This is a genomic window from Flavobacterium zepuense (assembly GCF_007097145.1).
Classification (GTDB): Bacteria; Bacteroidota; Bacteroidia; order Flavobacteriales; family Flavobacteriaceae; genus Flavobacterium; species Flavobacterium zepuense.
In genome coordinates this window covers 246992-267266 of the sequence record NZ_VJVZ01000007.1, presented here as the reverse complement: position 1 = coordinate 267266, position 20275 = coordinate 246992, and the positions used below count along the sequence as shown (strand labels likewise).

General features: G+C 40.7%; 21 protein-coding genes. 5 read left to right on the top strand and 16 right to left on the bottom strand.

All coding sequences use genetic code 11. The features are described from left to right. Together FMM05_RS12680 and FMM05_RS12675 are read left to right on the top strand one after the other, a co-directional pair. On the top strand, positions 1–295 hold a 295-nt coding region (locus tag FMM05_RS12680), incomplete at its 5' end, for a T9SS type B sorting domain-containing protein (protein WP_143373753.1). Positions 296–410: 115 nt separating this feature from the next. Continuing rightward, on the top strand, positions 411–605 hold the full coding sequence (locus FMM05_RS12675) for a hypothetical protein (protein WP_143373752.1): 195 nt from the start codon (positions 411–413) through the stop codon (positions 603–605). 49 nt (positions 606–654) lie between these two features. Here FMM05_RS12675 and FMM05_RS12670 read toward each other — a convergent pair whose 3' ends face one another. After that, positions 655–1848 (bottom strand): pyridoxal phosphate-dependent aminotransferase, encoded by a 1194-nt coding sequence (locus tag FMM05_RS12670; protein ID WP_143373751.1) that lies wholly within the window; start codon positions 1846–1848, stop codon positions 655–657. Positions 1849–1987: 139 nt separating this feature from the next. Continuing rightward, on the bottom strand, positions 1988–2416 hold the full coding sequence (locus tag FMM05_RS12665; protein WP_143373750.1) for a DUF1573 domain-containing protein: 429 nt from the start codon (positions 2414–2416) through the stop codon (positions 1988–1990). Between the two features lie 160 nt (positions 2417–2576). Here FMM05_RS12665 and FMM05_RS12660 point away from each other — a divergent pair, with 160 nt between their 5' ends. Beyond that, the gene (locus FMM05_RS12660; RefSeq protein ID WP_143373749.1) at positions 2577–5207 is read left to right on the top strand and encodes a valine--tRNA ligase; all 2631 of its coding nucleotides are present in this window, start codon (positions 2577–2579) and stop codon (positions 5205–5207) included. A 73-nt stretch (positions 5208–5280) separates the two neighbouring features. On the opposite strand, the gene FMM05_RS12655 is transcribed toward FMM05_RS12660, so the two are convergent. Further along, positions 5281–7188, bottom strand: coding sequence for a metallophosphoesterase family protein (locus FMM05_RS12655; RefSeq protein ID WP_143373748.1), 1908 nt, complete (start codon positions 7186–7188; stop codon positions 5281–5283). Between the two features lie 153 nt (positions 7189–7341). On the opposite strand from FMM05_RS12655, the gene FMM05_RS12650 reads away from it, so the two are divergent. Next, the gene (locus FMM05_RS12650) at positions 7342–9177 is read left to right on the top strand and encodes an ABC transporter ATP-binding protein (RefSeq protein ID WP_143373747.1); all 1836 of its coding nucleotides are present in this window, start codon (positions 7342–7344) and stop codon (positions 9175–9177) included. A gap of 44 nt (positions 9178–9221) precedes the next feature. Here FMM05_RS12650 and FMM05_RS12645 read toward each other — a convergent pair whose 3' ends face one another. The 8 genes from FMM05_RS12645 to rsfS form a co-directional block, all read right to left on the bottom strand. After that, positions 9222–10304: a hypothetical protein gene (locus tag FMM05_RS12645; RefSeq protein ID WP_143373746.1), complete on the bottom strand. Its 1083-nt coding sequence runs from the start codon at positions 10302–10304 to the stop codon at positions 9222–9224. A gap of 174 nt (positions 10305–10478) precedes the next feature. Next, positions 10479–11255 (bottom strand): superoxide dismutase, encoded by a 777-nt coding sequence (locus FMM05_RS12640; protein ID WP_143373745.1) that lies wholly within the window; start codon positions 11253–11255, stop codon positions 10479–10481. 7 nt (positions 11256–11262) lie between these two features. Further along, positions 11263–11526 carry an acyl-CoA-binding protein gene (locus tag FMM05_RS12635; protein WP_143373744.1) on the bottom strand — a complete coding sequence of 88 codons (264 nt, stop codon included), beginning with the start codon at positions 11524–11526 and terminating at the stop codon, positions 11263–11265. Beyond that, positions 11526–12179, bottom strand: coding sequence for a phosphatidylserine decarboxylase family protein (locus tag FMM05_RS12630; RefSeq protein ID WP_143373743.1), 654 nt, complete (start codon positions 12177–12179; stop codon positions 11526–11528). Before FMM05_RS12630 ends, FMM05_RS12635 begins: the two co-directional genes overlap by 1 nt. Beyond that, the gene (locus FMM05_RS12625) at positions 12169–12990 is read right to left on the bottom strand and encodes a phosphatidate cytidylyltransferase (RefSeq protein WP_143373742.1); all 822 of its coding nucleotides are present in this window, start codon (positions 12988–12990) and stop codon (positions 12169–12171) included. The genes FMM05_RS12630 and FMM05_RS12625 overlap by 11 nt, the downstream gene beginning before the upstream one ends. A gap of 1 nt (position 12991) precedes the next feature. After that, a complete protein-coding gene (locus FMM05_RS12620; RefSeq protein WP_143373766.1) occupies positions 12992–13591 on the bottom strand; it encodes a lactate utilization protein B/C in 600 nt (199 codons plus the stop codon). Positions 13592–13695: 104 nt separating this feature from the next. Beyond that, positions 13696–15624, bottom strand: coding sequence for an ATP-dependent zinc metalloprotease FtsH (ftsH, locus tag FMM05_RS12615; protein ID WP_143373741.1), 1929 nt, complete (start codon positions 15622–15624; stop codon positions 13696–13698). A gap of 15 nt (positions 15625–15639) precedes the next feature. Beyond that, positions 15640–16011: a ribosome silencing factor gene (rsfS, locus tag FMM05_RS12610; protein ID WP_143373740.1), complete on the bottom strand. Its 372-nt coding sequence runs from the start codon at positions 16009–16011 to the stop codon at positions 15640–15642. A 95-nt stretch (positions 16012–16106) separates the two neighbouring features. Here rsfS and FMM05_RS12605 point away from each other — a divergent pair, with 95 nt between their 5' ends. Then, positions 16107–16835, top strand: a complete 729-nt coding sequence (locus tag FMM05_RS12605; protein ID WP_143373739.1) for a biotin--[acetyl-CoA-carboxylase] ligase — start codon at positions 16107–16109, stop codon at positions 16833–16835. A gap of 130 nt (positions 16836–16965) precedes the next feature. On the opposite strand, the gene FMM05_RS12600 is transcribed toward FMM05_RS12605, so the two are convergent. From FMM05_RS12600 to pyrE, 5 genes are all read right to left on the bottom strand, one after another. Further along, complete coding sequence (locus FMM05_RS12600; protein ID WP_143373738.1) at positions 16966–17688, bottom strand: DUF4241 domain-containing protein; 723 nt, start codon at positions 17686–17688, stop codon at positions 16966–16968. An 86-nt stretch (positions 17689–17774) separates the two neighbouring features. Next, complete coding sequence (locus tag FMM05_RS12595) at positions 17775–18518, bottom strand: metallophosphoesterase family protein (protein WP_143373737.1); 744 nt, start codon at positions 18516–18518, stop codon at positions 17775–17777. 94 nt (positions 18519–18612) lie between these two features. Continuing rightward, complete coding sequence (locus FMM05_RS12590) at positions 18613–19005, bottom strand: SRPBCC family protein (protein WP_143373736.1); 393 nt, start codon at positions 19003–19005, stop codon at positions 18613–18615. 27 nt (positions 19006–19032) lie between these two features. Next, the gene (locus FMM05_RS12585; protein ID WP_143373735.1) at positions 19033–19497 is read right to left on the bottom strand and encodes a hypothetical protein; all 465 of its coding nucleotides are present in this window, start codon (positions 19495–19497) and stop codon (positions 19033–19035) included. A 130-nt stretch (positions 19498–19627) separates the two neighbouring features. Further along, positions 19628–20275 (bottom strand): orotate phosphoribosyltransferase, encoded by a 648-nt coding sequence (gene pyrE, locus FMM05_RS12580; RefSeq protein WP_143373734.1) that lies wholly within the window; start codon positions 20273–20275, stop codon positions 19628–19630.

Here is a 20275-nt window from a genome sequence, read left to right as displayed (position 1 = left end):
AGAGATAGAAGGTGTAAGCGTGATCGACTACCCGCACTACTTTACCCCGAACGGCGATGGCTACCATGACGAGTGGAACATCATCGGTATGCAGAACCTGCCACAGGCAAGGATCTACATCTTTGACCGCTACGGCAAGCTGCTGAAACAGATCAGCCCGTCATCCGCACCAAGCGGCTGGGACGGCACCTTTAACGGCAACCCTGTACCGTCAGACGACTACTGGTTTACCATAACCTACCCTGAAGGAGCAGTGACCAAAGAATTTAAAGCACACTTTACCCTGAAAAGGTAACAATCCAACACAGGATATAATTAATACAAGGACAACCCCACGCAAACGCGTGGGGTTGTTTGTTTATGGGTAGAGACGCAATGCTTTGCGTCTTACATAACATATTTAATACGGTGTGGGAGACGCAAAGCATTGCGTCTCTACGGAGAAATGGATGAACCGGACGGGATGTGGAACGCGATTGCAATACCAAAAGTTGTTTACATTTAGCCCTGATGGCAGCGGCATCCTGCCAACCGCAGGGTGGCAGATACAGCGGACAGCAGGAATAGGGCTTATTAAAATGCGCAAGCGTATTGCTGCTAAATGAAAAAGCCCCACTTTACAGTGAGGCTAATTTTTGTCTTGGGTAAAATATATTATTTATTGTTGTATTGCTCAATAGCTTTTTTAAGGATGGCTACAGAACGTATAAGATCTTCCTGTTTAAGAACGTAAGCAATACGAATTTCGGTAAGGCCTACATTAGGAGTAGAGTAAAAACCGGCAGCAGGAGCAACCATTACAGTTTCTCCGTTATAATCGAAGCTTTCTAAAAGCCATTGCGCAAATTTATCGGCATTATCAATTGGTAATTTTGCAATGCAGTAAAACGCACCTTTAGGGGTAGCCACTTTTACACCTTCAATTTTAGTAAGCTCGCTAACCAAGATATCTCTACGGCCACGGTACTCGGTAATAACCTCGTCAAAGTAGCTTTGCGGAGTTTCAAGCGCAGCTTCGCTGGCAATCTGGGCAAAAGTTGGCGGGCTAAGGCGTGCCTGTGCAAACTTCATGGCAGTTGCCATTACTTCCTTATTTTTAGAAACAATACAGCCAATTCTTGCACCACACATGCTGTAGCGTTTAGAAACCGAATCGATCATAATAGCGTTCTGCTCAATACCCGGTATATTCATAACCGAATAATGCTTGTCGCCATCATAAGTAAATTCGCGGTATACTTCATCGGCAATAAGGAAAAGGTCGTGTTTTTTAACCAAATCCGCTAATTGCTGAATTTCTTCCTGCGTATACAGGTAACCTGTGGGGTTACCCGGGTTGCATATAAGTACGGCCTTAGTTTTAGGTGTAATAAGCTTTTCAAAATCGGCAATGGGAGGTAGAGCAAAACCTTCCTCTAATGTAGAAATTACAGGAACCACTGTAACGCCCGACGCTACTGAGAAACCATTATAATTGGCATAGAACGGCTCAGGGATTATTATTTCATCGCCCGCATCCATTGTGCTTCCTAAAGCGAACATAAGTGCTTCAGATCCACCTGTAGTAATAATAATATCGGCAGTATCAACATTAACGCCATTTGCCTGGTACGAAGCGGCAAGTTTAGTACGGTAGCTTTCAAAACCTGCTGAGTGGCTATACTCTAATATTTTTACGGTATTGTTTTTTATAGCTTCAAGTGCTACTTCGGGAGTTTTAATATCGGGCTGGCCAATATTAAGGTGGTATACTTTATGGCCTTTCTTTTTTGCTATTTCGGCAAACGGAACAAGTTTCCTTATAGGAGATTCGGGCATTTGTGTGCCTTTTTGCGATACTTGCGGCATTGTGGTTGCTTTTAAAATTATGTTGCGCAAATTTGCGACTTTTTTTAGAGAATTTATAATTTTAAAGCGGTCAAATTTTAAGGGGTATTATTAAACAAAACGCCCTGCAATTGCAGGGCGTTTTTAATATAAATTCATGTTATTGATTTGGTACCGATGTTTTCTTTTGCAGGATGTTCACTTCTTCCTTTTTAACTACCTCTCCTTTAATTTTTAAGGCTATTGTACCGCCGGGAACGTTAACCGCATTACTTTCAACCGTTATGGTTTTACGAATAGGGCCGGGGTTCATGTTATATTTAACCTCAATTTTTCCCGTTTTGCCGGGTGCAATAGGCTCTTTAGGCTTAGTGGGCACAGTACAGCCGCAGGTAGATTTTACATCGGTAATTATTAGTGGGGCATTACCGGTATTGGTAAACTCAAAAACCCTCACGCCGTTGTCTTTGTCCTTGCTTGTTGTGCCGTAATCTATGGTGTCGCTTTTAAACTCGATCTTTGCCCCACTTTGTGCGTAAGATGTTGTTGCGATAACCAGGAATGCAATTAAAGATAAAATTCTTTTCATTGTAAAATTATTTGTTGGATAGTAAAAATAGGCAGTTTAAATTTAAGTACAAATATTGGTGTCTCTTTTTTTTAAATTGTACTTATATGGTTACTTTTGCATACTATTTTACAAAAATCACACCAATTTTTTTGCAAATTTATTTACAGCAATTAACGTTATGACAATTCCATCGCAATTTGATGCCAAGGCAGTAGAGAATAAATGGTATGAGTACTGGATGAAACACAACTATTTTCATTCGGAGCCAGACCACCGTACACCCTATACCATAGTAATACCTCCACCCAATGTTACCGGCGTGCTGCACATGGGGCACATGCTTAACAATACTATTCAGGATGTACTTATTCGCCGTGCCCGCCTTAAAGGCTTTAACGCCTGTTGGGTTCCGGGAACTGACCACGCCAGTATTGCTACTGAGGCTAAGGTGGTTGACAAGCTAAAAAAAGAAGGCATTAATAAGGCCGACCTTACCCGTGAGGAGTTTCTTAAACATGCGTGGGAATGGACCGATAAATACGGAGGTGTTATTTTAGACCAGCTTAAAAAACTGGGAGCATCATGTGATTGGGAACGTACTAAGTTTACCATGGACCCCGATATGAGCGCATCGGTTATAAAATCGTTTGTAGATCTTTATAACAAAGGCCTTATTTACAGGGGTTACCGTATGGTTAACTGGGACCCGGAAGCTAAGACTACGCTATCTGACGAAGAAGTTAACTATGAAGATAGGCAGGGCAAACTGTACCATCTTAAATATAAAATAGAAGGCACGAACGATTTTGTTATTGTTGCCACCACACGCCCTGAAACTATTTTGGGCGATACTGCTATTTGTATTAATCCTAATGATGAGCGCTATACCCACCTGCGTGGTAAAAACGCTATTGTGCCTATAGCCAACCGCGTTATACCTATTATTTTTGATGAGTATGTAGATATGGAATTTGGTACGGGCTGCCTTAAGGTTACCCCTGCACACGATGTTAATGATAAGGAGCTTGGCGAAAGGCATAACCTTGAAATTATTGATATTTTTAATGAAGATGCCACGCTTAACAGTTTCGGGCTGCAGTATGAAGGTAAAGACCGTTTTGTGGTGCGCGAGGAAATTGCGAAAGACCTTGATGCTTTAGGCAATTTGGAAAAGATAGAAAACCACGTTAATAAGGTAGGTACATCTGAAAGGACTAAGGCAGTTATTGAGCCAAGGCTTTCTGACCAATGGTTTCTTAAAATGGAAGGCCTTGCAAAGCCAGCTATCAAGGCAGTGTTGGAAACCGAAGAGGTAAAGCTTTATCCTAACCGCTTTAATAACACCTACAGGCATTGGATGGAAAACATCCGCGACTGGAATATTTCACGCCAGCTATGGTGGGGCCAGCAGATACCGGCTTATTTTTACGGCGATGGCAAAGAAGATTTTGTAGTTGCCGAAACACCGGATGCTGCATTAACCCTTGCTAAAAATAAAACAGGCAACCAGAATTTAACGGTAGCCGACCTGAAACAGGATCCTGATGCGCTTGATACATGGTTCTCTTCATGGTTATGGCCTATGGCAGTTTTTGGCGGGATTTTAGAACCTGAAAATAAAGATTTTAAATATTATTATCCAACTAACGATTTGGTTACCGGTCCGGATATCCTTTTCTTTTGGGTAGCGAGGATGATCGTTGCGGGTTACGAATACTCGGGTAAAAAGCCGTTTAGCAATGTTTACCTTACCGGTTTGGTTCGGGATAACCAACGCCGAAAAATGAGTAAATCGTTAGGTAACTCGCCCGATCCGTTAGACCTTATTGAAAAATTTGGTGCCGATGGGGTTCGTGTAGGCCTATTGCTTAGCGCAAGTGCCGGTAACGATATCATGTTTGACGAAGAGCTTTGCAACCAGGGCAAAGCGTTTAGCAATAAAATATGGAATGCTTTTAAACTTATAAAAGGGTGGGAGGTTAGCGATATTGCCCAGCCTGATTATGCCGCTAAAGCAATTGCATGGTATGAGGCACGCCTTAACAGGACACTTGCAGAGATTGAAGATCACTTTGAAAAATACAGGATTAGTGATGCCCTTATGGCTATCTATAAGCTGGTATGGGACGATTTTTGTTCTTGGTTCCTGGAGATGATAAAGCCGGGCTACCAGCAGCCTATTGACAGGGTTACCTTTGATAAGGCGATCGAGATGCTGGAAGCAAACCTTAAATTACTGCATCCGTTTATGCCATTCCTTACCGAAGAAATTTGGCAGCTAATTGCTGAAAGGACTCCAAAAGAGGCGCTTATTATTGCAGAATGGCCGGAAATTAAATCTTTTGATGAGCAACTGCTTGCTAACTTTGATTTTGCTGCCGAGGTAATATCGGGTATCCGTACAATTAGGAAAGACAAGAACATTCCGTTTAAGGATGCTATTGAACTTAAGGCGCTTAATAACGATAATACATCAGACTATTTTGACAGTACTATCGTTAAAATGGGTAATCTTACAGGTATTGAGTATGTTAACGATAAAGTGGGTGGTGGACTTACCTTTAGGGCTAAAGCCAACGAATATTTTGTACCAATAACCGGTGCCGTTAATGTTGAAGAGGAAATTGCAAAACTGGAAGAAGAACTTAAATACAACCAGGGCTTCTTAAAATCAGTACAGGCAAAGCTTAGTAATGAGAAATTTGTAGGCAGCGCCCCTGAGAAAGTTGTAGCGATGGAAAGGCAAAAAGAAGCCGATGCACTTGCCAAAATTGCAACTCTTGAACAGAGCCTTGCAGTGTTACGATAATATAATTGCAAACACAAATAAACAAAGCCGCTGAGTGATCAGCGGTTTTGTTATTTATATAAAGTTCTGATTTCTATTTTCTAAGGTCTATAACTTTACCTGATTGAAGGTCTATGGTAAAATGGTCTGCCGGGGCGCCATTCAAAAATTTATCCAGTATGGTTAGGAATAGCCCCAAGTTGTTTTGCAGTGTATCATCAGGGTTGGGTTTGCGCTGTTCAAATGCAACTATTAATGCTTGGTATTGTTTTATACGCTCACTGCCTACATCGGCTACAACCAGCTGGTCGGCGCTGCGGATGCGGTAAAAATCAGTTATAAGGTCAAGGCCTGTCCATTTTTTGTAATCGTTCAGGGTTATTTTATTGTACTTTGTGAAGCTTTTCGCTTTGGCTTCCGCATTCTTCCATAGTACGTTATCATTTTTGTGATTCATGAAATTTTCAAGTGCAATGCCCTCTGAATTGGCTATCAATATCAAATCATAACCACTAACTCTGGTTAAGAACTCTTTAAACCCGGTGGGCCAGTCATCCGGAATAAAGCGCAGGCGAACCAGTTCTTTAAGGTGATAATCGGTAAACTCGTGGTAACTTTTGGTTTTTAAAATGGCATTGTCCCAAATGTCTTTGGCATTTTGGCTTTTTAGAAACTGATGCTCCATTTTGTACAATTCAAAAAGTTCATCAAAGCGCGGAACGTTATCTATGGCAATGGTTTCTACTTCGGCAATATTGTTACTTTTCAGAGTAAGTAGTTTGTAAGCAGGTATATAAGCTGCAAGCGATGGTGTTTGCACATTAATAAGCGTGTTTCCTTTTTGGCTGGTGCGTATGCCGGTATCATTAATATGCATGTGCCCGCCAAAGTGTAGTTTAATACCGGCATCGGCAAAAGCTTGTGCTACTTCCTCCTGCGGTACACGATCCAGCTGCCATTTGCCTTTACCCATAAGTGCTTCAATTTCGGGCGAGGCATCATCATTAAATTCAACAATAGGGTAATGGCTGAAAGCGATCAGGGTTTTTCTCTTTTGTTTGGCTTCTGCAGCAATTTTTGTAACCCATTCTATAATGTGCTTTTTGTTGGTCAGTACATTATTATAACCTAAGTCGGCACCTTTATAATTTTTAGGGTCGGATGCATCACCGTTAGCGTTTTTAGGAATGTACACATTGCCATCGATCGCAAGCAGCCAGAGTCCCTCTACCGGTTCAACAACATAGCTAACATCGGGTACAGTAAACCCTGGAGCCACATCATACATTCGGTTTGATAATTTTGCAGCCTCTTTGGCTTTATCAAGACTATAATCATCTGAAGTGTACGTGCTAAAAGGCGTTCCCCAAAATTTATAAACCTGCTTTGGCAAAAAACCAAATTCACCTAAATAGTCGGTCACGCCTAAATACCCCATTTTTGCAATGTCTTTGGTGATAATCGTTGGCAATTCGGTAGCGGGATCTTGTTTGTGCAAGCCTTCTTTACTGAAAATGGGCTGGCGTTTGCCACCTGTACCTAAAAAATCATCTTTACCGGCATCCTGCGCAAACGGACCTACGGGGTCGTGGTTACCGGTGGTAATAAAAAACTCAATACTGTATTTAGTGCTATATTCTTTTAAAATGCGTGCCAGGCCTTTAAGATGTAGCGGTTGGCCATCATCGGTATAATCTCCGGGAAGGGCAACATAACGGACACCGCGTTTGGCAATGTCATCAAGCGCAGCAAGGAATGCAAAGTAGTTTTCATTAAATATGCGGGTGGAGTGCAGCTGGGCATCCATAGTGCGCAGCAAGGTGGGCTTATTGTTCTTTGGGTTTAGAACACCTTTGTAATCATTATCCTCAGGAGTGCCATAAAGGTCCTGTAAATGCACGTCGGCCAAAAAGGCAACCTGCACCTCTGAGCGGCTTTTTTGTGCCTTTAAAGCGGTCGAAAATAAAGCAAAGAGAATAAGAAAACTGTAGGCAGTACGCATTATTATATTTTAGTGCAAAAGTGGTAAAAATTATATAAAGCCAGTGTTACGTAATTGCAATACTAAGGTTAGCTGTTACTAATTTTAGTATTTGTTTGGTACGTGGCTCTTGTTTATATAGGTACCTTTGCATACAATTTGCGTAAACAATTTATGAAGAAGGAACGAAGTATCCCAATAGTTAAAAAAGCCGGTTTTAAAGAACGGCTCAGTGCCTTATCTAACCTGCCGGAATTTTTTAAACTTGTATGGCAAAGCAGCCCTAAGAAAACATTTTTTAGTTTCTTTTTCAGGATATTACGGTCGGCAATGCCAGTGGCGTTGTTATATGTAGGTAAACTTATTGTAGATGAAGTTGTGCTCCTTAGCAGCAGTACAACTCCTACAGACCATACTTACCTTTGGCAGCTTGTAGCGTTAGAGTTTGGCCTTGCCATTGCTACCGATGCCCTTAACCGGATAGTGAGCCTGCTGGATGGCCTTTTGGGCGACTCCTTCTCTAACTTTACTTCGGTTAAGATCATGCAGCACGCGGCAAAGCTCGACTTGGAACAGTCTGAGGACTCTGAGTTTTATGATAAGCTGGAGCGCGCGCGCCAGCAAACCCTGGGGCGTACCATGTTGCTTTCGCAGATAATGGGGCAAATACAGGACCTAATCTCTATGGCCTTCCTTATTACCGGGCTGTTTACCTTTAATCCGTGGCTTATTGCGTTGTTGGTTATAACTATACTACCATCATTTTTAGGTGAATCGTATTTTAATAACCAAAACTATTCACTAACCCGCAGCCAAACCCCTGAGCGTCGCGAACTCGATTACCTGCGCTACCTGGGTGCCAGTGATGAAACTGCTAAAGAGGTTAAGATATTTAACCTCGCCGATTTTATTATTGGTAGGTTCAGGCGCCTGTCTGACCAGTTTTATAAAGACAACAGCAAGCTTGCCACGAGGCGGTCGCTTTGGGGTACGTTCTTTTCTATGCTGGGCAGTACGGGCTACTACGGTGCTTATGTTTTTATAATCCTGCAAACAGTTAACGGTAAGCTAAGTGTGGGAGATCTTACCTTTCTGGCAGGCTCGTTCAGGCAGTTGCGCACATTAACAGAAGGTATACTATTGCGCTTTACTACCATATCGCAGGGAGCGATTTACCTTATCGATTTCCTTGAGTTTTTCGAGATAAAGCCTGCTATTGTGGTTCCTAAAAATCCCGTGCCTTTTCCAAATCCTATAAAACAGGGCTTTACTTTTGAGGATGTAGGCTTTAAATACCGACATGCCGAAAGCTGGGCCAACCGCCATTTAAACTTTACCCTTAACCCAGGCGAAACACTGGCATTAGTAGGGGAGAATGGTGCAGGTAAAACCACATTGGTTAAACTACTGGCACGCCTGTATGAACCTACCGAAGGGCGTATTTTACTGGATGGGATTGACCTTAAAGAATATGATCTCGATGATTTAAGGCTAAACCTTGGTGTTATCTTTCAGGATTATTTACGGTACCAGATGACGCTTTCTAACAATATTGCGGTGGGTAATATTTCTGAACTTGAAAACGAAGAACTGATCAAAAAGGCTGCGCAGGGCAGTATGGCCGATATCCTTGCCGAAAAGCTTGCAGGGCAATACGGCCAGGCGTTGGGCAAGCGCTTTAATAACGGGGTGGAGCTGTCCGGTGGGGAATGGCAAAAAGTGGCGCTGGCACGCATTTATATGAAAGATGCGCAAGTGCTTATTTTAGATGAACCTACCGCTGCTTTAGATGCCCGTGCCGAGTATGAGGTGTTTCAGCGCTTTGCGCAGATGACCGAGGGGAAATCTGCTGTGCTTATATCGCACCGGTTCTCTACCGCGCGCCTTGCCGACAGGATATTGGTTTTGGAGAAAGGGCAACTTTTAGAAATAGGCACGCATGAAGAACTCCTTGCCATGCATGGCCGCTATGCCGAATTGTTTAACCTGCAGGCCAGTGGCTATAAATAGAAAATGCTGCCAACCGGCAGCATTTTCTATTTATAGGTGACATCTTATTTATGATACGTAAAAGTTCGCTCTACGATTAGTTTTTGTTTACCATTGATAGAGATTATCTTTTTATTCCAGTTGTTGGCAGAATCATAACTGTATTGGTAGGTTCTGCTGTTTACCGTTTTGCCTTTAGCATCGGTAGATTTTGTTGATGTAAGGTTGTTAAACTTATCGTATGCAAACATAGCTTTCATAACCACCGCACCTTTCTCGGTCACGGTGGCCTCAGTCATGTTATTGTTTTTATCGTAAGTATATAATTCAACACTTTCTGCATTATCTGCCCTCCTGTAGGTTACCTGAGAACGAAGGTTGCCCTTATCATCATAACCACATTTCTCAGTATACTCTACTTCGCCTTTATCATCCGTGGTTATGCTGCTTATAAGATGATCGTTATCGTCATACTCGTATAATGTTGTAGAGTTTAGCTGGTCGTGGGTTGAACGTGTTTCAGCGATCTTACGTTTTTTATCATCGTATTTGTACTTGCTCTGAACCTGTACCGACTGTATACCCAAAAACATATTTTCGCCAGCAAGATTGCCGTCCTTATCATAATCATAAGTAATAATGTCTATAGGATTGTTTTGGGCGTTGAAGGTGGTCTTTTCTGAAACCTTGCCATCTTTAAGCTTCGTTTCTATCCTGTCAAACTGTGTATTGTCAGGATTTCTACGTGTTATAGAGGTGTTTATTTTACCGCTCTCATCATACTGATACTGAGAAATTAATCCAGGCTTATCGCTTATATACTGTGTTTTTTGTATAATCTTATCCCTTCCGCTAAAAGAGGTTTCTTCCATAGGTATGTTAGCAATCCTGTATAGCTTTTGTTTAATAAGCAGGCCTTTATCATCAAATTCCAAATCATTATCCGGCTGGCCCTGATCGTCTCGGGTGCTTTCGCCCTTAACGCCATCTATGTACGTGTACGACTTTTGGGTAACGGTTTTAACATCGCCCTTTAATTTATAAAATGCCCAGTCGGTCTTATCCCTGTCCAGTGTTTCTTCTTTCTTTTCATCTCCACAAGATGTTAGTAGTAAAAGCATAAGGGGCAATGCGCAAAAATATTTCATTTGTTTTGTTGTTATGGATTTCAAAAATCACTCTTTTTTTTGAAACAGGCAACAGTTATGAGGATTATTAGATGGCTGGATTTTTAAAATCTTAACTTTTAGATGGTGCAGGGTACTATACAAAACAAAATCCGCCCTAACGGAGCGGATTTGATGTATTTATAAATTTAAAAATTACTTAGCTATAGCAACCTCATATTTTTTAGAAACAGCATCCCAGTTAATTACGTTGTAAAAAGCAGTAATATAATCAGGCCTTTTGTTTTGATAGTTTAAGTAATAAGCATGCTCCCAAACATCAAGTGCAAGTACCGGTTTGCCCGATACTGCTTGGCCTGGCATTAAAGGGTTATCCTGGTTTGCAGTACTGGCAACTACAAGTTTACCTGTTTTATCTACCACAAGCCATGCCCAACCTGAACCGAATTGTTTTGTGGCAGCCTCTGTAAATTGCGTTTTAAAAGCATCAAAGCTTCCAAAGTCCTTTGTAATAGCATCGGCTAAAGCACCTTTAGGAGTACCGCCGGCGTTAGGGCCCATAATTTCCCAAAATAAACCGTGGTTATAATAACCGCCACCATTGTTGCGAACCGCTTTATTATCAGGGGCAAGGGTAGCAAGAATTTCTTCTATGGTTTTCTTTTCAAGATCGGTACCTTTTATGGCTTTGTTAAGCTCATCGGTATATTTTTTATAGTGCTTAGAGTAGTGCAGCTCCATAGTTTTTGCATCTATGTTTGGCGCAAGAGCATCGTAAGCATACGGTAATTTTATAAGCTGAAAAGGGCCTGCTTCTGCCTTAACTTCATCAGGGTTGCCCAATGCAGGTGCAGCTGCTTCTTTTTGTGGCTCTGGTGTTGCCACTACTTCTTCTAAGTTATCTTTGTCTTTGCAAGACTGTAAAGCAGCAAATACTGCCAGTGCCGAAAAGAAAATTTTTACTTTTTTCATAAATATATTATTTAATAAGCGAATTGATTGTTTCTATGTACAACGCCTTGGCTTCATCGGCAGATAGATGCCTTACCTGCATCCATGCATTTAATTTAAAAGCCTCCCTAAGGTTAAACCCGGGAAATGTGCTTTCATCTGCCGTGCCCGATGTTGCCTGTTTATAATAGGCGTAAATACGCAGCATAACGTCCTGCGGTAAAGCATCGGTCATGTTTGAAGCTCTCTCAAAGGCTTCATTAAAAAGGGTATCTAAGCTTTTTTCGTCCATTAAGCTTTAGTTGCAATTATTGTTTTGCCACCTATGGCTTTTTGGTTGAGCTTTACATTAACCTCTGTACCTAAAGGTAAGAATAAATCTACTCTCGAACCAAATTTAATAAACCCGGCATCAGTTCCCTGTACCACCTGCATGCCTTCTTCGGCGTAATTAACTATCCTTCTGGCTAATGCACCTGCAATTTGCCTGTATAAAATTTCGCCAAAGTAATTATTTTCTATAACTACGGTGGTGCGTTCGTTTTCTTCGCTGGCTTTTGGGTGCCATGCTACCAGGTACTTGCCTGCATGGTATTTGCTGAATTTTATCAACCCGTTTACAGCGTAACGCGTAACGTGCACATTTATGGGCGACATAAAGATAGATACCTGTAAGCGCTTGTCTTTAAAATATTCCGGCTCGTATACCTCTTCTATAACTACCACTTTACCATCTACCGGTGCAATAACTATATGATCGGCCGCTGTAACAGGGCGTTTTGGGTTCCTGAAGAACTGTAAAATAAGTATCAGGAAAATAAGTGCAAATACCTGCACAAACTTTAATAGCCAAAAGCTGTGTATAAACTGCTCAGACAATAGTACAACTCCTACGGTTACCACCAGGGCAATAAGGATAATTTTAGCTCCTTCTTTATGAAACATAGTTTAAGATTTGGTAATACAAAAATAAGAAAGGTATTGCAAATAATATGCTATCAAGGCGGTCAAGTATTCCGCCATGGCCCGGCATAATGGTACCGCTGTCTTTTACGCCTGCGGTACGTTTAAGTTTAGATTCTACAAGGTCGCCCAATGTACCAAAAATAACCAGTATAGCGGCAAAAACCATCCACTGTAAAGGGGTAAGTATGGGGTAATATAATCCTATTATATAAGCGCCCGCAAGGCTAAACAACATGCCGCCTATAAAGCCTTCTACGGTTTTTTTTGGGGAGATACGCTCAAAAAGTTTGCGTTTACCAATACTTTTACCCACAATGTATGCAAAAGTATCGTTGGCCCAAATGATTATGAACATACCAATTATGACGTATTTACTTTCGTCGAAATTATTGCGCGGACTTATAAACGGCAGTTTTATAATAAGCATGAAGGGGATGACCACATAGCCAATAAGCCTTACCAGCCTGCCAGTTTTATCGCGGGGTATGGCAGGGCCTTTTTTAAAAAGCTCTATTAACAGGCTAACCGAGATAAACAGTGCAGCGGCATCTAAAAGTAAGTTTACGTAAGCCTGGTTGTTAAAAAACGGGCCAAAAAGAATGAATCCTGCTGCGGCTATAATGAGGGGTGTAGTTTTATCAAGGTTCGCAAGACGAGAAAATTCGTTTACTGCAATAAACAGGAAAATACCAAAAAGCGCTATAAAACTAATAGGGGAGTAAAGTGTAGCTGCTAAAAGCAATAAAATGTAAACTATGCCCGAGAGCGCTCTTGTAATGCTTTCGTTCATGCTACAGGTCTTCTAAAAGCAACAGGTACAGGTTTTTTGCAACGCTGCCGTAATGAAGAAAGTCTTCATCTTTTGCTTTTTCAAAATATTTTATTGCGGTTATATTAGTAGGGTAATCTTTGTCGTATTTTTTCTTGATGTTCCTAAGACAGTCGCTCTTGTTGCCCATTATCTGGCTTGTAGTGGCATAGATAACCATATTGTCCGGCAGTTCGTTAGGCTTGTTTTGTTTTATCTGGTTAGATGAAAACAAAATTGAACCTTCCTCCGCAACAAGAAATTCACAGGTAGCAAGTAAAAACATTGGGTTTGCAGGTTTATCGTAAATAAGCCTGTTTTCGTCTAATAGAGGACGAAGTTTAGGCTCAAAGCACAAGGCTTCACACTCAAACCAGTCGTTTTCTTCAAGCACGTTAAGAAACTGCTCATGCACTTCGCCTATGTTATCGCAATAAATAAATTTGCCGCCGTTTTTCCTGAAATTCATCATAAAAAGTTCGTCAGCAGGCAATTGCTGATCAGGAAGAAACTCACTTGTTTCCTGATTTTTATCGTCGCCCGAAACGTCACCGGCACCAAAAATTTTTTTAAAAAGGCTCATACCTGTATATTCCCTATAGTGTTCCTTAGTAATCAAAGATAAAAAAATCTTAATTCAATTAACGAATTGAATTAAGATTTTTAGATTTATTTGTGAAAAATTGCTTAAGCCTCAGTAATTACCTCAGGGCCTGTTTTTTCGTAGGGCCTTTTGCCAAAAATATCTTCAAGGTCGTCTTTAAAAATAACCTCGCGCTCTATTAAAATATCGGCAAGTTTTAAAAGCTTGTCTTTATTTTCTTCAAGTATCTGGATAGCGCGTTGGTATTGCTGCTCTATAAGCAACGAAATTTCTTTATCGATTATCTGTGCAGTATCTTCAGAGTATGGTTTGCCAAAGTTATACTCACTCTGTCCGCTTGAATCGTAATACGTAACATTACCAAGTTTATCGTTAAGGCCATAAACAGTAACCATGGCACGGGCCTGTTTGGTTACCTTTTCAAGGTCGCTTAATGCACCGGTAGATATTTTATCAAATATTACTTTCTCTGCAGCGCGGCCACCCATGGTAGCACACATTTCGTCCAGCATTTGGTCCGGCCTTACAATAAGCCTTTCCTCCGGCAGGTACCATGCAGCACCAAGGCTTTGCCCACGTGGCACAATGGTAACTTTTACAAGAGGTGCGGCATGCTCAAGCATCCAGCTTGTAGTGGCATGGCCTGCTTCGTGTATGGCAATGGCACGTTTTTCTTCAGGAGAAATGATCTTGTTTTTCTTTTCAAGGCCACCCACAATACGGTCTACCGCATCAAGGAAATCCTGTTTATCAACCGCTGTTTTGTTATTACGGGCAGCAATAAGCGCAGCCTCGTTACATACGTTGGCAATATCAGCACCCGAGAAGCCCGGAGTTTGTTTTGCAAGGAATTCTGTGTCCAGGTCTTCCGATTTTTTTATCGGCTTAAGATGCACTTCAAATATTTCGCGGCGCTCCCTGATATCCGGAAGGTCTACATATATCTGCCTGTCAAAACGGCCGGCACGCATGAGCGCTTTATCCAGTACATCGGCACGGTTAGTAGCGGCAAGAACAATAACGTTAGTATTGGTGCCAAAACCATCCATCTCTGTAAGAAGCTGGTTAAGGGTATTCTCGCGCTCATCGTTAGATCCGCTAAAGTTATTTTTACCACGGGCACGGCCTACGGCATCAATCTCATCGATAAATATAATGGCAGGTGATTTTTCTTTAGCCTGTTTAAACAGATCTCGTACACGGCTTGCACCTACACCTACGAACATTTCTACAAAGTCGGAACCTGAAAGTGAAAAGAAAGGCACTTTTGCCTCGCCGGCAACGGCTTTAGCTAAAAGGGTCTTACCTGTTCCCGGAGGGCCAACTAATAACGCACCTTTAGGTATTTTACCACCTATACTGGTATATTTTTCGGGAGTCCTTAAGAACTCGACAATTTCCTGAATTTCTTCTTTAGCGCCTTCAAGGCCTGCAACATCTTTAAATGTTACTTTAATGTCGTTCTTTTCATCGAACAGTTTTGCCTTGCTTTTGCCAATGTTAAATATCTGGCCACCACCGCCCGCAGCGCCACCGCCTGCCATCCTGCGCATCATATAGATCCATAATGCAACAAGTATAATGATAGGTAGCAGGGTAATAATGATATCGCCCCATACGCTTTCCGGCTCAGCAGAATAATCGGTTATTTTACCGGCTTTTGCAGCGTCGTCAAGCTTTTTTACAAAAAGTTCGTTCTTATCGCCAGTAACAACAGTATAGTGCGGGCCTTTGTTTGGGTTACCAAACATATCGTTCTTTACCTTCTCGTTTTCCTTTAAACCAAGGGCTTCTTTTTTTAAGAATACAGAAGCTGTAGTTTTATTGTAAATTACCCTGTCTACTTGTCCTTCATCTAAAAACTTGTAAAAGTTAGAAAGCGATGTAGGCTTAGGATCATTCCATGTAGAGCCGCCGGCTACCCAGTTAATGGCAAGGAATATTAGTAAAATACCCCCATAAATTAACCATGGGCTTACTTTTAGCTTATTAGGTTTATTATCTTTTGACATGAATTTGTTCTTGTTTTAGTAATTGTTTCCTATAGAAGTTATCCTGGCATCACCCCACAGGCTCTCTATGTTGTAGTACTCGCGAACGTGCTTTTGGAAAACGTGTACAACAATGTTTACGTAATCCATAAGTACCCATTCGCCATTTTCTGTACCTTCAACATGCCATGGCTTATCCTTTAACTCTTTAGAAACTATTTTTTGGATTGAGTGAACTATAGCGTTCACCTGTGTGTTAGAAGTACCGTTGCATATAACAAAATAGTCGCATACGGTGTTATCAATGGCCCTTAGGTCAAGAATATCTATATCATTACCTTTTACTTCCTCTATTCCCTTGATGATATTTGCTAACAGATCATCATTACTTACATTTTTGTTCGCCATCTAAAAATTTATATTTTACGCAAAGTTATCATTTTTTGTATTTACTTTTGAACCTAATTTACGATTAAAAAGACAAAGAGCTGATTATTTTATAAATGAATATCATCAAACTCAATGCCATAAACTCTACTAACGACTACCTTAAGCAATTAACCGCTACGAGGCATGTTGAGCATTTTACCATTGTAGTGGCAGAAAACCAAACGCAGGGCAGGGGCCAGATGGGATCTGCCTGGAATGCAGAACCCGGTAAGAACCTTACCTTTAGTATATTGGTTAAAGATTTGCTACTGCAAATCAGCGAAATATTTACCCTTAATGTAGCTGTTGCAATAAGTATTGCACAGGCACTGGAAACTTTTAATATACCCCTACTAAGCATTAAATGGCCTAACGACATTTTGGCAGGCAATAAAAAAGTTGGCGGCATACTTATAGAGAACAGTATTAAGAATAATGGCGAGATATTTTCTATTATTGGCATTGGGCTTAATGTTAACCAACAAAATTTTGATGGCCTGCCCAAAGCGTCTTCAATAGCTGTTGCTGCCAGACGTAACTTTGATAAAGAGGCTGTTATGTTGGCTATTGCCGAACAACTTAACCGAAACCTCATGGTGCTTTTGCACAAGGATGCTAAAACATTATGGGATAACTACCACCAAAAATTGTATAAAAAAGGCCTGCCGATGCCTTTTGAACAAAACGGAAAAACATTTATGGGTATTATACAAGGGGTTAACTACAACGGCAGCCTACAGGTGTTACTGGCAGATGACAGTATAGCCGAATACAATATTAAAGAGGTGCAGCTTCTTTATTAGTCTTAAAGTCGGAAGGTGTAAAGTCAAAAACTTATATTCCTATCAATATAAAAGGAAATAAAAATCAGGCTGTGCCTTACTTTTATTTCCTTTATTTCTACTGAAAAACTGGGACTGAGACTGCAAACTCTTACGCTTCGTCTTCAAAATCGTCTTCGTCGCTACTTTCTTCTTCCTCTGCTTCAAACTCATTGATAAGAAAGTCGATAACCAGTTCTACAGTATCTCCCTCTTCGTTAAGTCCCCAATAAGCAGGGTAGTAGCCATCGCCCCAGCCGGAAGCAAACATTACTACATTATTATCAGTGTCTTCGTTAGGGTGGTGGTCGTTCCAGTCGCCGAGCTCACGCGAAAGTGCATTTTTACCCGAATATTCCATAAATTCTTTAGCAAGGACATCATCATAATAATTAGATTCAGGATTTTTGTCCTGCACCTCGTCCATTTTGGTAATAAACTGTACGTTAGTTTCTTCATCTAAAAAGCAGGCAAGGCCACTCTCTACCGGGAAACCATAAAATTCATCCTCGCCCAGTTCGTTCATTTCTTCAGATGTTAAGTCTTCCGTTAAGGCAAGTATCCATTTTTTGGCATCCTCCGGCCTGAATTTTATTTTTGCATAAGCAATGCGGTGGTGCAGCTTATCAATTTCTGACATGTATATGTATACCGGGTATTTATCGGGCTCTACCGTACGCGAAAAAGGCTGCTGGCCTTCGGTAAAAAAAGGGTCTGCCACAACAATTCGTCCCGTTGGCAGGTTTACGTCGCCAATGTGAATTTCTACAAGCTCCTGTCCGCTCATTTCGCCTTCCAGGTCGTAGGTTATTTCAAAGTCGTTAAGATCTTTCATAATTGTTTTGGTTTTTATCCTGTTAAAATTACTCAAAACGTTGGTGTAGTACCGCTACTTTATAAAATCTTTAACCCCGTGCAGGATTATTCAGGTATTTCCTCAAAAGTACCGTTGCGGTTTATCAACAGTTGTGTAGTTACAGATTGTGGTTTTAACGTTATAATGCGGTAGCCGAAAGAATCGGTATTAACCTCTATGGTATCCGACGCTTTCTTTACCTGAAACGACGTAGCAGGTGTGATATACTGAACAATATTGCCAACCTGTTGCTTATCGGGCATGTGGTAGTGGCCGCAAAAAATGGTGACATCGTTAGAGAGTTGGTGCAATAACGTTCTTAATGCATCGCGGTTTTTTAGCGGATAAATACTATCCATACCTGTAGCAACTGCCAGGATAGGGTGGTGAATGAAAATAACTATTTTTTTAGAAGTGTCGAGTTCCTGCTCCAGCCATTGGAGCTGTGATTCACTTATGTATGAGGATGACGAATCTAAATAAATGTATTTGTAAAACTCATCTTCTTCGGAATAATACAGCTCTGTACCGCTTGCCGATTTATAGTGGCAATGCTTTACGGCTTCGGCATGCTTATCATGATTGCCCAGTATGGCTTTATAGTTAGGGTAGGCACTATGTAGCCGGTTAAAAAAGTAGGGATACATTTGCGGCTCTGTAATATCACCTGCAAAAACAAGGTGGGTAGCATTTTGTAGAGCGCTGTTGTTTAATACATCGTCTAACTGTTTAGCAGGATTATAGCCTTCGCAACGGGTATGGGTGTCGCCCAAATGGGTATCGGTTATAAAGGCAATAACTTTATGCATAGCAAGGCAGGTGTAGTGGTAACAGTATAAAGTTACATAAAAAAGCCTTTTAGTACTACACTAAAAGGCTTTTAAATTATTAAATAAGGTGTTGTTACAGCTTATGCATATTATTTGCAAGGGTCTCAATAAATTTAGTTATTGGCCCTTTAATCATCATGGCCATCATGGCGTTAAATTCGCCTTCAAAATGCAGCTGTATTTCTGTACTGTCATCACTTACTGCATTAAGATCGCCAGTAAGGGTAAAAGGCAGCTTATCGCTTGCAGCACCTAAAATTAGCTTGTTTGGTGCCTGGCGGTCTTTTATCTTAAGCTTAATTTCGGGCATGCCTTTAAGCGCAAAAATAAAAGCCTCGGGGCCGGTAACCTCAAACTTGGCAATGTTATCGGGCATCAGCTTCTCAAAATTTTGAACATCGCTTAATGCATCAAATAAATATTGAGCCGGTTTGTTTACTGTTACTTTAGGGCTGTCTAAATTCATAGTACAATTTTATAGTAATTATTTGTATTACTTATTTTTTCCAAAAAGTTTTTCTATTTGCTTTTTGTTGAATTCTTTGGTATAACTTATAGGTGCTCCTACAGTCTTTAAAGACGATTTAAAACTTACCGAAGCTATTCCCATTGTCTTTTTATAAGCTACCCATATATAGTAATCTTTTACCTCAAGCATTACTGATTCTTTAGGTTTAGTCTCAAATAATTCAATGGTCATTTTGTAAAAATCTTCAAAGGAATTGTCAACATCTTCAAAGGAAAAATTAGCATATTCCTTTAATGTAGAATACTGATGGTCAAGATATCTAAAATTATAAACATTACCATTCTTTGTGCATTCCATTTCTAAAGATTGGCCAAAGGGCTCTATTTTACCAATTACCTCACCTGAGGAAGTAGTTGTGTCAACTTTTTTAATTTGAGCAAAAGATACAGTTGTTAACATAACTGTAAATAGTAAGATAAATTTTTTCATAGGGCGTAATTTGTGATTTGTTAATTGTTTTTATGATGTTCCAAACTTAATGGTAAAAAATAAAACGTGCAATAAATAATTGAAAATAAAATTATTTATCTGCACGTGTTTTGAATTTTAATTTGCCGATTTAATTTTCCTGCCCCCATGTTGATGGATTATTTCTCCATTCTTTAAGGGTTTCCTGTTCGGCTTCAGTAATGTAGCGTTTTGCAACGGCTTCTTCTAAAAGCGTGTCGTAGTTACCAAGGGTGTTAAGGGTAACGTTAGCCTTTTTAAAGTTCTCTACAGATACATCAAACCCGTAGGTAAATATGGCTACCATACCTTTTACGTTAGCTCCGGCAGCTTTTAAGGCCTCTACAGCCATTAAGCTGCTGTTACCGGTGCTAATAAGGTCCTCAACCACTACAACGTTCTGTCCCTTTTGTAAAAAGCCCTCTACCTGGTTTTGGCGGCCGTGTTTTTTAGCCTCAGGGCGCACATACACAAAGGGTAAGCCCATATATTCGGCTACCAGTATACCTATGCCTATGGCACCGGTGGCTACTCCTGCAATAACATCGGGCTTACCATATACTTTTTCTATATGCTTAGAAAATTCTTCCCTGATGTAATTACGGATTGGTGGAAATGAAAGAGTTATCCTATTATCGCAATAAATAGGCGATTTCCATCCGGAAGCCCATGTAAAAGGATTTTTAGGATTTAATTTAATTGCGTTTATTTGTAAAAGCAATTCGGCTGTTTTTTTGGCGGTGTCTGTATTAAAAATCAT